This is a genomic window from Cellulophaga omnivescoria, assembly GCF_027915275.1.
In the GTDB taxonomy this organism is placed as follows: Bacteria; Bacteroidota; Bacteroidia; order Flavobacteriales; family Flavobacteriaceae; genus Cellulophaga; species Cellulophaga omnivescoria.
The window spans coordinates 2,362,402-2,374,560 of record NZ_CP115819.1; the positions used below are offsets into that span (position 1 = coordinate 2,362,402).

Here is a 12,159-nt window from a genome sequence, read left to right on the forward strand (position 1 = left end):
AATATTAATTCCATAACCTAAAACAATGACCGAAGGTAATTTTGTAGACTATGTAAAGATGACGGTTTCTTCTGGTAACGGAGGTAAAGGCTCTGTGCATTTGCATAGAGAAAAGTATATTACCAAAGGAGGTCCAGATGGTGGTGATGGTGGCCGTGGCGGTCATATTATTTTACGTGGCAATAAAAACTTATGGACCTTATTAAATTATAAGGTACAAAGGCATTTTAAAGCTGGGCACGGGGAACACGGTAGTAAAGGCCGTAGTACTGGTGCAGATGGTGAAGATGTGTTTATGGATGTGCCACTAGGTACAGTTGTTAGAGATACAGAAACTAACGAAATTGTACTAGAGGTTACAGAACACGGAGAAGAGGTTATACTACTAAAAGGTGGTTTAGGAGGCCGTGGTAACTGGCACTTTAAAAGCAGTACCAACCAAACACCAAGGTACGCACAACCTGGTTTACCTGGCGAAGAAATGCAAATTACCTTAGAGCTAAAAGTTTTGGCAGATGTAGGTTTAGTTGGTTTTCCTAATGCAGGTAAGTCTACATTGCTATCTGTGCTAACCTCTGCAAAACCAAAAATTGCAGATTATGAATTTACCACGCTAAAACCTAACTTAGGAATTGTAAAATACAGAGACTTTCAGAGTTTTGTAATGGCAGATATTCCTGGTATTATTGAAGGTGCCGCAGAAGGTAAAGGTCTTGGTCATTATTTTTTAAGACATATAGAACGTAATGCTACATTGTTATTTTTAATTCCGGCAGATAGTAAAGATATTGGAAAGGAATATAGAATACTGTTAGATGAACTTAAGAGGTACAACCCAGAGCTAATAGATAAAGAGCGCTTTGTTGTAATTTCTAAAAGTGATATGTTAGATGATGAGCTTATTGCTGAAATGAGTGCAGAATTAGACAAAGATTTAGACGGTGCTACTTATATGTTTATTTCTTCTGTTGCACAGCAAGGATTACAAGAGTTAAAAGATAAATTGTGGCAACAGCTAAACAATTAATAAGTTATATTTTAGGGTGTTATTAAATCTTTTTGATAACTTTAAAAGGCCATACGTCTTATTTGTACCGTATAATTAATAAGACTATTAATAATATACCAATGAAAAATTATATATCTCTACTGTTAATTATACTGCTAGTTTCTTGTAATGCTGTACGTGTAAATTATGATTATGATAAGGATTTAGATTTTACAGCATACACCACTTATGGTTTTTATATGGATATGAACACGGGTTTAAATGATTTAGACACCAAACGTTTATTAAATGCAGTAGAAGATGTAATGCGCACCAAAGGTTTTAAGTTGGCAGAAGAGCCAGAACTTTATATTAATATTACGGCACAAATATATAAAGGAGCACCAAACAACTCTGTTGGTGTTGGTTTAGGTGGTGGTGGCAACAATATTGGCGGTGGCTTATCTGTAGGTTTACCTATTGGAGGTGCACAATTAGAACGTCAAATTACTTTTGATTTTATAGATGTACAAAGAGATGCGCTTGTATGGCAAGCTGTAAGTACAAGTGGTTATAAAGAAAACCAAACTCCCGATGCTAAAGAGCTAAAACTATTAAAAATAGTAGAAAAAGCGCTAAGTAAATACCCTCCTAAGGTAAAATAACTATTAGTTTGTTTGTTGCAAACTAGGTAGTTATGTGCTGTAAATACAGCAATTTCAATTCAATTATTCAAAATTACCGTTCGCTAATCTTAAATTACCGTTTGTCATAAAACGGATTTTTTTAGGGATAAGCTGCTATACCTTTACATCATAATTAAACAACTAATAATAACCTTAAATTTTTGTATTATGAAAAATAGAATAGCAATCATCAAAAAAGCAGAACAAATTAAAGCCTTATTAATATGTAGCATTATAGCAATAGTGCCAGTATACCACGTAGGCTACAAATTAGGCGGTGCTATTGTACAGTTATTTGTATAATAAACCAAGGTGTTAGCGTGTATTACCGTTTAGGTTTTAAATACTACCGCTCATCATAAATTACCTAAAAAGACCTTTAAACTATTTTATTTTTGAATCATCAATCAAAAAACAAATCATCAATCAATCAACAACAGTTCATTAATAAATAGTTCATCAATCAAAATCATCATTTTTAAAAACTAACAGTTATGCAGAAACCAACAACCCAAACCCAAAAAGTAAATGCAATTGCTTACGGTATTTTAATCAGCACTTTTGCTCTTGTATTACTTTTTGGATTAGGTTACAACTTTGGTAAACTTCTGTACCATTTAGGATTTTAAAAAAACAACTAATCAACTATTAACCATCAATCTAAAAAAAAACATTATGATACTACTAGCAGAATTATTGATTGTCGTAATTTTAAACATTATCGCTTAAGCCAAAAAATAAATAGCTTTTATTAGCGTATTAATGTATTAGAATAAAATTTAATGAAACTTATAAATAACTGGAAATACTGGGTTTTTGCCCTAATAGGGTGGTTAATTTTAATATTATCTACACTTACTTTTGACAAAGTGTCTTACGGATTAGAATATGCAGACCAAAACGGATACTACGGTTATATAGGTTACTTAATAGCAGAGGGTATTGCTTGTGGCTTACTAGCGTATGCAATGTCTTTTATATTGCTGTATTATATAGAAAAACACATAACATTTGGTAATCTTAAAAAGAGAAATGTTGTTAGTTTGGTATTGCTTTTTATTGGAGTACAAATAGTTTACTCTTTAATTTTATGGCCAATGCTAGATGTGGTTCAGGATATTTCTAATTTCCAAACAGATAAAAACTTAACAGATACTATAAACTGGTTTATGCGTTTAACAAACATACCATTTTTCTCGGCTATGTTTGTGATATGGATTTTTATTGTATTGGTCATAAAAGCCTACGATTACAATAAAAATATTACGTTAAAGCAATTTAAGTTAGAAGGAAGTTTAAAGGAGTCTCAATTAAACTCCTTAAAAGGACAAATTAATCCTCACTTTATGTTTAATAGCTTAAACAATATTAGAGGTTTAATGTTAGAAGATGTTAGTAAGTCTAGAGAAATGCTAACTAAATTGTCTGAAATGCTTAGGTATTCTTTAATTAAAAATGATGTTAATTCTATAGCTTTGGAAGAAGAAGTGGATATGGTAGAAAACTATATTGCCTTATCTAAAATTCAGTTTGAAGATAGATTAGAATTTGTTAAAGAAGTAGACCCTAACTCACTTTCGGTATCTATACCACCAATGATTATACAATTGTTGGTAGAAAATGCAGCAAAACACGGTATTGCAAACTTAATTAAAGGTGGTACAATTACACTAATAACAAACAGAACTCCAGATTATTTACATATAATAGTGCGTAATACAGGTAAATTAAAAATAGCAAAAGGCTCTACACAGTTAGGACTTAAAAATATAAAACAACGTCTACGGTTGTTATACGGAAACTTGGCAGAGTTTTCTTTAGAAGAAGTAAATGATGAGGTAGTAGCAAATATAAAAATACCAATGGTATGAGTATGATTAAAGCAGTTATTGTAGAAGACTCTAGGTTAGCCAGAAATGAGCTAAAAGAATTGATAAAAAACCACGGCGATATTGAAATTGTTGGTGAAGCAGAGAATGTAGATGCAGGATACCAACTAATTAATGAAGCACAACCAGACTTGCTATTTTTGGATATAAATATGCCAGAAAAAGATGGGTTTGAGCTTTTAGAAATGTTGGACAATGTGCCTATAACAGTATTTACTACCGCTTTTGATGAATACGCCATAAAGTCTTTTGAGTATAATGCTTTAGATTATATTTTAAAACCTATTAATGCAAAACGTTTTGCAAAGGCTATAGAAAAAGTTAAAGTACAGTTAGAAGGCGCTACAGCAGAGAGTAAGGAGGAAAACGTTTCTACTGAGGCTAAAGAGAAGCTAACAGAAAGTAGTCAGATTTTTATAAAAGATGGCGACAAATGTTGGTTGGTAAAAATAGGAGATATTTCTTTATTTGAAATTGTAGGCAATTATACTCGTGTATATTTTAAAGGTGAAAAACCAATGCTTTACAAGTCCTTAAACCAAATAGAAGAGAAATTACCAGATCACAACTTTTTTAGAGTAAACAGACAGCAAATTATAAATGTAAATTATATAGCTAATGTTGTTCCTTGGTTTAATGGTAAGCTTAAACTAACTATGAACACAGGTGAAGAAGTTGAGGTGTCTAGAAGACAATCTTATATTTTTAAAGATAAAATGAGTATTTAAATAAAAGATGCTAAAAAGTAATAACTAAATTGTGGGGAAAAAAGCCACTACTTTTTATACATCTTTTTTAAAACTTACCATAAAGTAGGCTCTCATATTTAATAAATTAAAATTGTAAAAAAATTGAAGAATAAAGGTAAACAATATTTTTGATTTTTTATGTTATAAAAATCTAAAAAACAGTAGTTTACAGCATTGGAGATAGTAGTTTTGCAATTTTGTCTCCTAATTTAATATACCAAGGTCTATTTATCCATTTTTCTTTGTCTATTTGTTCTGCATCTAAAAGATCGTGATAAAAAATTTGGGTTAACTCAGTAGCTATTTCTTTATCATAAACAATAGCATTAACTTCAAAATTAAGTTCAAAGCTTCTAGTATCCATATTTGCTGTACCAATTATGGCTATTTTTTTATCTGTTACTATGGTTTTTGCGTGTACAAATCCTTTTTTATAACGATACACTTCTACACCAGCATTTAATATTTCTCTGTAGTATGCTCTAGATGCGGCGTTAACTAAAAGGGTGTCTGACTCAAAGGGTACAAGGAGTTTTACTGTTAAGCCACTCATAGCGGCAATGTTTAATGCATCTAATAAACTTTCTCCAGGAATAAAGTAAGGTGTTGTAATTAAAATTTCTTCTTCGGCTAAATATATAGCTTGTAAAATAGAGTACAGTATTGTGGGAGAGTTAGAATCTGGACCGCTAGCAGCAATTTGTACCAGTTTTGTGTCTGTGTATGTAAATGAATTAAATGGTACATACATTTCTTTTTTTAAGATGTGGTTTTGGTTAGAGCAAGAGTTCCAATCAGACAAAAATATGTATTGTAAATAAGTTACTGCCGGACCTTCTAATTTTAAATGTGTATCTCTCCAAAAAACGGCGTCTGTGGTATTGTTTTTATTAACATAATTATCACTAACATTTATGCCCCCTACAAAACCAACCTTACCATCTATAACAATAATTTTTCTGTGGTTACGGTAATTTAGACTATTGGCAAATGCAATTAATTTTATTTTGTAAAAAGGTACGGCCTCTATGCCAGCTTCTCTTAATCTGTTACTTAATGTTTTTCTAATTTCAGAGCTACCATAATCATCATAAATAAATCTAATTTTTACACCTTCATTAGCTTTTTTAATAAGTAACTTTTCTAACGTATTTCCAATTTTATCATCTCTAAAAATATAATACTCAATATGGATATGATGTTTCGCTTTTTCAATGGCTTTTATAACCTCTGGAAATTTATTTTCACCATTTATTAAAAGCTTTACTGTATTGTTATTAGTAAGTGGACTGGCGGTGTCTTTAAGTAATAAATTAACCAACTCCGCTCTACTTTTAGCGGGTTCATTGCCATTTTCTAATACTTCTTTGGAATGAGCTATTATTTCTTTTTCTAAAACTTTTTTTTGTTTTGTATCTAACAAAAATTTATTAGCATACATTTTATGTTTTCTATAGTTTATGCCAAATGAAAAATAAATTATAATACCCAAAAAAGGCAAAAACACTGCGCTTAATAAATAAGCAAGTGTTTTTGTTGTACCTCTAGTATCGTAAATGATACGCAGACAAGTAAATAGTAATAAGGGCACGTATAGTATTTCTAACAGCAGTATCCAGTTCATAAAAAACAGTTTATCTTGTTAAGATAAGCAATACATTTGTTTAACGGCTACTATTTGTTAACAGAAACTCGCACACCCTCACTATGGCTACTAAATTCTGGTGCATACATACTTTGTATTGTTGTAATACCATTGCTAAAATCACCAGCATTATTTACACGTAAATTATACTCAAATACATAAACCCCTTTTGGTAAATAATCAAAAAAGAAATTTGTACTTGCATCCTTTGTACTTTCATAATATCCTAAACCGTCTTGCCATTTGTATCTAGATATTACATTTAAAGGCTCTAGTCCAGAGGCTCTCATATCTTTCATATGTACAAATTCCATTGGTCTATCTGCTCTAAGTTCTATGCGTACTTTAACCAAATCACCTACTACTAATTTTGTGTTTTTAGTAATTTCTGATAGTTGCTCACCAGTATTTGTGTTCTTTTTTAAGAATAATTTTTTAGATAATTTAAGTGGCGTTTCTGCAGATGTAATTTTGTCTAAATCTTCAAAATACTGCCAGTACATAGCACCCCAAGCAATACCATTGCCTTTTTTGGTAATTTGTACGTCTGCCATTTTAGGTTCTATTTCTTTAGCGCTCCAAGCTGTTTTATAATAACCAGTACCAGCCTCTACTTTAACATCTTCTAATTTACTAGCATCTATTTTTTTATTTCCCACCAAAACATCTACAGCATCTGTAACAGAAAGCCAATCGCTGCCTTGTAAAATCAATGCGTAAACAGCTTCTGTGGTAGCTTTTGTGGTTTTCCATTGGTTGGTTTGCTTATTTTTTAGCAACCAAATTTTTAGATTATCTATTGTTTCTGTATCGTTTTCTACTTCAGCAAAAGCTTCAATTAACAACGACTGAGTTTCAATTGGTGCTTGGTACCAATACCAAGAGTTGGTATTTTCTTTCCAATACATTCCTAATTCATCAGAAGTTATGCTGTTTTGCTTTAGAGACTTTAAAATCTTTTTAGCAGTAACATCTTCATCCATTCTATATAAACTTAAAGCAAGTAAACCTTTGTTGTATATACTACGTTTGTTCCAATATTTTTTAGCTTGTCCTCTGTAATATTCAGTAACCTCTTTTGTTTTTTTAGATGCTTTAACATCCGGATAAAAACTACGCATATACAAGTAATGAAGCTGCATATTACTTAAATGATCGCTTTTTAAGTTAGAGCTATGCTTTTTCATATACTCATACTCACTTACAAATTCTTGATCTAAGTAAGCAATCGCTTTTTTAATCATTTTATCTACATCTTTATCTGTATTATTTAATGCTTTTAGGGTATTTAAATGTCCAAAACCAGTAATAATATGCTGTGTAATATATCTACTTTCTTTACCTCCGTTAAACCAAGCCCAACCACCATTATTGGTTTGGTTATTTGCTAATTTACGCACAACTGCTGCTTGCTCACTTTTCATTTTATTTAAATTAAAAAGTAATGCTATGCGTTTTTTCTGTTCCGTCTCAGACTGTGCATCTCTTAGCCAAGGAGTTTCTTGTATTAAAAGCGATTTTAATTCTTGGTTTTTTTCTAAGTTGCTAAGTAACGCATCAGAATTTGCCCATTGTTTAAAAACCTCTTGTATTCTTGGAGTGCTATTAGCTATATGGCTAGCCAATGTATTTGCATAATACCTAGAAAAAAGTTGCTCATTACACTCGTGCGGATACTCCATTAAATACGGCAAAGCTTGCACTGCATACCAAGCAGGGTTAGATGTTATTTCTAAACTTAATTTATGATTTGTTAATGTTGTAGATGTGTTATTTTTTAATTTATCTAAGCTGAATTTTTTAGTTTGATTGCTTCTTACCCACATTGGTAAAGTTTCTGTTACCAACATTCTATTGGTAAGCACAGGAAGCAAATTTTGCTCACCGTCACTAAAATTGCCTGCCTTAGCAATAACAGTATATTGTACAGCCTGAAGATTTTTTGGGATTTCTAACGTCCAAGAAACCTGTGTATTTCCTTTAGCATCTACAGAGAAGTTATTTTCTTTAGCAGATGTTATTAATTTTGATGTAATATCTTTACCTGTAACAGCATCTTTAAGCTCTAAATTAGCAACACCAGATAAATTTTTATCTGTAATATTTGCAATTTTACTACTAAAAATAAGCTTATCTCCTTCACGTAAAAAACGAGGAGCATTAGGCATTACCATTAGCTCTTTTTGGGTTACAGTTTGCAATGTAGTTACAGCGCTTTCTAAACTTTTAGTATGTGCCAATAATTGTAATTTCCATTTAGTTAACGCTTCTGGGGTAGTAAAACTAAAAGATACATTACCCTCTTTATCAGTTTGCAATTCTGGAAAAAAGAAAGCTGTTTCCTGTAAGTTTTTTCTAATTTTAACCGCCTCTTTTTCTTTTTTAGGAGGAGCAGGAGCAGTGGTGTCTTTTTTAGATTCCATTGGGCTACTGATAGCATCATCTAAAGCACCAGAATCACTTTCTTCTACAACAACTATTTCTTCAGTATCTTCATCAGCAACCATTTCCATGGCAACAGGTGATGCAGATTTTCTCATTACAGATAAAGACCTACGATTGTAATAAGAGTTACCTATATACAACCCATACCAATTAAAAGCGTCATAATTTTGACCTTGGTATATATACTCATAGAATTCATTATTATAGACTGTAAACGAATCTTCAGAAAAACTTTTGTAAGCACTACTTCTTATGTTATTAGAGTGGTTTTTATGGTGTATTGGGTAAAAATACCAACTGTGGCTTCTAAATTCATCCAAGGAAGCATCATACATACTTGCTAATATTTCTGCAGCAACTTTATCTCCTTTAGAGCCTTTAATTTTAAATTTCCAAGTTTCATCTGTACCAGGTTGTATTTTATCTCTAAAAGTTACTGTTTCTATTTCTAATGATGTACTTGGGTGTGGAACATTAATATATACTTTATCATTTTTAAAAGAATTGTAAGCCGTAAAAGTGTAGTTAATAGATAAACCACCCATATCTTCTTTAGTTATTGGTAATTTAATTGTTTTAGAGTTGTTGTTAAGTGTCACTATTTTTGTTTCTACAGGCTTATTACCTCTGTCTATGTATAAAGTAACATACAATGGTGTAGCTGCTGATAACAATTTAACTTCTACATTATCTCCAACACTATAACTGTTTTTATCAATTTTTATATTAAAAAGTTCATTGTCTGCCGTAGTTTTATCTGTACTACTATATAAACTTGTAATAGCCTTGTCTGTAACCGTTTGTCCAAATTTATCTTTGGCTTCTAACTCAATAATATATTTGCCAGATTCCCATTTTTTAATAGTTGGTAAATTAACTAAGGCAGATTTTTCAGTATCAAAAGTAGTGCTCCATAATAGTGGACCCTTGTCCCAATCTTTTGGTTGCTGTTTTTTATATATTTCATTAGGAAATTTGTCATTAAAAATATCCTCATCTATTTTATAGTCTGGAGTGGGCCAAGGTCTACTGCGTTTTACATTTTTAGGAGCTTGTAGTTTATATATTTTTAAAGATCCTTTTGCTGAAGTAAACTGTCCGTTTAAATTACTTGTGTTTACATATAGTACACTGTCTTTTTTAATTTTATCTATTTGCGAGTTTACATTTATAGTGGCGTTTAAACTATGGTAACCAACATTAACTACAGTTGTTGTACTTTTTGTTTCGCCATTAATATCTGTAACATCTGCAGTAATTTGGTAGTTAAAAACAGGTAAGTTTTTTTTATTGGCACTTTTTTCTGGTATAGCCTTAAATGTGATTTGGTAATTACCATTAGCATCTGTAGTTGTTTCACCGTGTTTAATTTCTTGTGGAGTGCTATTATAGTAAGGCATTCTCCAATAGTACCAGATAGGATACCTAACTAATCTTTTTACAGTATATACAACTTTAGCGTCACTAATTATACTACCAGCAAAAGCATTGGCTGTACCGTTTACCGTTACCATATCATTAACCTTGTAAGTCTCTGTAACAGGTTTAAATGTTGTTGTAAATTTAGGTCGTTTGTATTCTTCTACAGAAAAATAACTGGTGTTATTTATTTTGTTACTAGTAGAAATTGCTTCTATAGTAAAATTACCTGTTAAGCCATTGCTTGGTAATATAAATTCACCGCTAAAAGAGCCGTATTCATTTGTAGTTAATTCTAAAGATTTTACAGCTTGGTAGTTTACATCTTTTAAGGTTACTTTAAACGTAATGTTTTCTAATACATCAGATTTATTGTTTTTCTGCTGTACTGCTATCCCTTTAAAATAAACAGGTTGTCCTGGTCTATAAATACTACGGTCTGTAAATAAAAAGGCATTATTATAGTCTGCAGTGCTATTTCTGTTAGATTTAGTGTATACATTATACGTACCAAATGTAGCGTAATCATCATTACTACTAACCTTTAGTTTTATATTACGCCATCTTTCTTTAGTTTTATTAATGGTAACTATGCCTAAACTATTGGTTTTAAATTTAGCGTGTTGCACAGGATCATCATATGTTTTGTGGTACTCAAACTTAACACTTGCATTAGCAATAGGCTTACCATTTGCTCTGTTTACTACCTGAAAATAATCTGCTGTATCTGTAGTGCTGTTTACAACAGCCAAGTCTGTAACTTGTATGGTGCTATATCCGTATGTTTTTGTTAATTTAGAAGGCTGTGCAAGTATAAGTAGTTGACCTACATTTAGGTTTGGTATAATAACTTCAGTAGAATGATTTTGGTAATCTTTTTCGTTTTTTAATTTAGATTTCCAAGTTTTTACGCTTTTAAGTTTTTTTATATACTGTAGCTTTTTATCATTTTCATAAATGGTATCTATGGTACGTAATTGCTTGTTAGAAACGGTATACGCTGTAAAATTTAAATCGTCTACATTCTTATAATTAACCAGTACTTTAGATGGTTTGTTGGTTGGTAAGTAGCTTTCTGTAGTTATGCTTAACTGGCTCCTTTTTATTGATGTAATTAGGTCGGCACACATTTTTGCAGCCCTACTTTTAGGAAACTTTGCTATTACAGTTTCACAAACTTTAATAGCATCATTTTTTTTCCATTTGTTTTCTTGCTCTACGCTATTTGGTTGGTATGCATCTCCTTGGTTGTTGTAGTAAGTAGCAATATAGTAATTGTATAAACCAGAAACGGCATTGCTTTTAAATACGGTAACCATTTTTTTTAAGGTAGATAAGTAGTATTTATCTTTCTCTAAAAAAACAGCATTTGCTAGTACAAAATTTAAACGTTCTAAATCTACTTCAGCAAAAGCCTCTGGTGAAGCATCGTTTTTATGAAAATCTAATAAATTTTGATATACTTTTAAGGCTCTAGCTTTTAATGATGTTTTATCGTCTTGGTTAATAGGTAAGCTAATAAAATCTGTACCACTACAAAGCATATTTTGGTCATCAATCTCAAACTTATCAGCAGGTCTTGTAATGCTACTTTCATCTGTTTTATAAAACTCTAATGCAGTATGAGATAAAAGGTCAAACAAGGTAGGCCTGTATATTTCAGAATCTTTTCTGTTGTTTAATAACAAGTCAAATTCAGTTACTTTTACGTTTTGTAATGTGCTACTATTTTCTAATGATGCCTTAAAATGTGTGTCAATTTCATAAAATAAAGTAGTTAAGTCCCAAGTTCTAAAATCTACACTATCTACTTTAGCTTCAGTTGTAGTTCTATTGTAAAATCTATATCTATTTTGTTTAAAATATTGTAAATATAAATTAGCTAAATAACTGTGTAAAACGTTTTTTGTTGGAGAATCACTTTTAGCAATTTCAGATTTAAAATTATTTATAATAGACAACACAGCATCTTCTTCTAATACCATTGCATATTTAGAAATGTACAACAGGGCCTTTACTTTTTGTGGCGAGTTGCCTTCTTTTTCTGCCTTAGCAGCAATTGCCTGCACTGTTTCTAGGGCAGATTTGGTCATAGAGGAGCTCTCGTGCTTTTCTACGGTTTTCCAAAGTGCGTTAAAACTGTTGTTTTCTTGTGCCATTGCTATGTTTGCAAATAAAATTAGAACTATAATAGAAGTTAAGTTTTTCATTACTTGTATGTTATCTTGTTAAGATTTTAAATCTAAATTACCATTAAATGTACTAACAAAATTGAGCTTTATAGTACACTTGTGCAATTAAGAATGCGTTAACTTACCTTTTTAGTGAGTAAACTCCT

8 protein-coding genes are annotated in these 12,159 nt (G+C 31.2%); 6 read left to right on the forward strand and 2 right to left on the reverse strand.

The window, feature by feature from the left end; all coding sequences use genetic code 11:
• Window positions 1-25: 25 nt before the first annotated feature.
• The 6 genes from obgE (at window position 26) to PBN93_RS10515 (ending at window position 4,291) form a co-directional block, all read left to right on the forward strand.
• Complete coding sequence (obgE, locus tag PBN93_RS10490; protein ID WP_077406838.1) at window positions 26-1,027, forward strand: GTPase ObgE; 1,002 nt, start codon at window positions 26-28, stop codon at window positions 1,025-1,027.
• 101 nt (window positions 1,028-1,128) lie between these two features.
• The gene (locus PBN93_RS10495) at window positions 1,129-1,653 is read left to right on the forward strand and encodes a DUF4136 domain-containing protein (RefSeq protein ID WP_077406836.1); all 525 of its coding nucleotides are present in this window, start codon (window positions 1,129-1,131) and stop codon (window positions 1,651-1,653) included.
• Window positions 1,654-1,842: 189 nt separating this feature from the next.
• Window positions 1,843-1,977, forward strand: coding sequence for a hypothetical protein (locus tag PBN93_RS10500; protein ID WP_013621682.1), 135 nt, complete (start codon window positions 1,843-1,845; stop codon window positions 1,975-1,977).
• Window positions 1,978-2,168: 191 nt separating this feature from the next.
• Window positions 2,169-2,303, forward strand: coding sequence for a hypothetical protein (locus tag PBN93_RS10505; RefSeq protein WP_262487739.1), 135 nt, complete (start codon window positions 2,169-2,171; stop codon window positions 2,301-2,303).
• Window positions 2,304-2,456: 153 nt separating this feature from the next.
• Window positions 2,457-3,545 (forward strand): sensor histidine kinase, encoded by a 1,089-nt coding sequence (locus PBN93_RS10510; RefSeq protein ID WP_077406832.1) that lies wholly within the window; start codon window positions 2,457-2,459, stop codon window positions 3,543-3,545.
• On the forward strand, window positions 3,542-4,291 hold the full coding sequence (locus PBN93_RS10515; protein WP_077406829.1) for a LytR/AlgR family response regulator transcription factor: 750 nt from the start codon (window positions 3,542-3,544) through the stop codon (window positions 4,289-4,291). The genes PBN93_RS10510 and PBN93_RS10515 overlap by 4 nt, the downstream gene beginning before the upstream one ends.
• A 187-nt stretch (window positions 4,292-4,478) precedes the next feature.
• Here PBN93_RS10515 and cls read toward each other — a convergent pair whose 3' ends face one another.
• Window positions 4,479-5,936, reverse strand: coding sequence for a cardiolipin synthase (gene cls, locus PBN93_RS10520; protein WP_077406826.1), 1,458 nt, complete (start codon window positions 5,934-5,936; stop codon window positions 4,479-4,481).
• A gap of 50 nt (window positions 5,937-5,986) precedes the next feature.
• Window positions 5,987-12,031, reverse strand: a complete 6,045-nt coding sequence (locus tag PBN93_RS10525) for an alpha-2-macroglobulin family protein (protein WP_271080596.1) — start codon at window positions 12,029-12,031, stop codon at window positions 5,987-5,989.
• Window positions 12,032-12,159 lie beyond the last annotated feature (128 nt).

Coding starts and splice junctions, on each gene's coding strand:
- PBN93_RS10510 (WP_077406832.1), top strand. CDS start 2,457: ATGAAACTTATAAATAACTGGAAATACTGGGTTTTTGCCCTAATAGGG.
- PBN93_RS10495 (WP_077406836.1), top strand. CDS start 1,129: ATGAAAAATTATATATCTCTACTGTTAATTATACTGCTAGTTTCTTGT.
- PBN93_RS10515 (WP_077406829.1), top strand. CDS start 3,542: ATGAGTATGATTAAAGCAGTTATTGTAGAAGACTCTAGGTTAGCCAGA.
- obgE (WP_077406838.1), top strand. CDS start 26: ATGACCGAAGGTAATTTTGTAGACTATGTAAAGATGACGGTTTCTTCT.
- PBN93_RS10505 (WP_262487739.1), top strand. CDS start 2,169: ATGCAGAAACCAACAACCCAAACCCAAAAAGTAAATGCAATTGCTTAC.
- cls (WP_077406826.1), bottom strand. CDS start 5,936: ATGAACTGGATACTGCTGTTAGAAATACTATACGTGCCCTTATTACTA.
- PBN93_RS10500 (WP_013621682.1), top strand. CDS start 1,843: ATGAAAAATAGAATAGCAATCATCAAAAAAGCAGAACAAATTAAAGCC.
- PBN93_RS10525 (WP_271080596.1), bottom strand. CDS start 12,031: ATGAAAAACTTAACTTCTATTATAGTTCTAATTTTATTTGCAAACATA.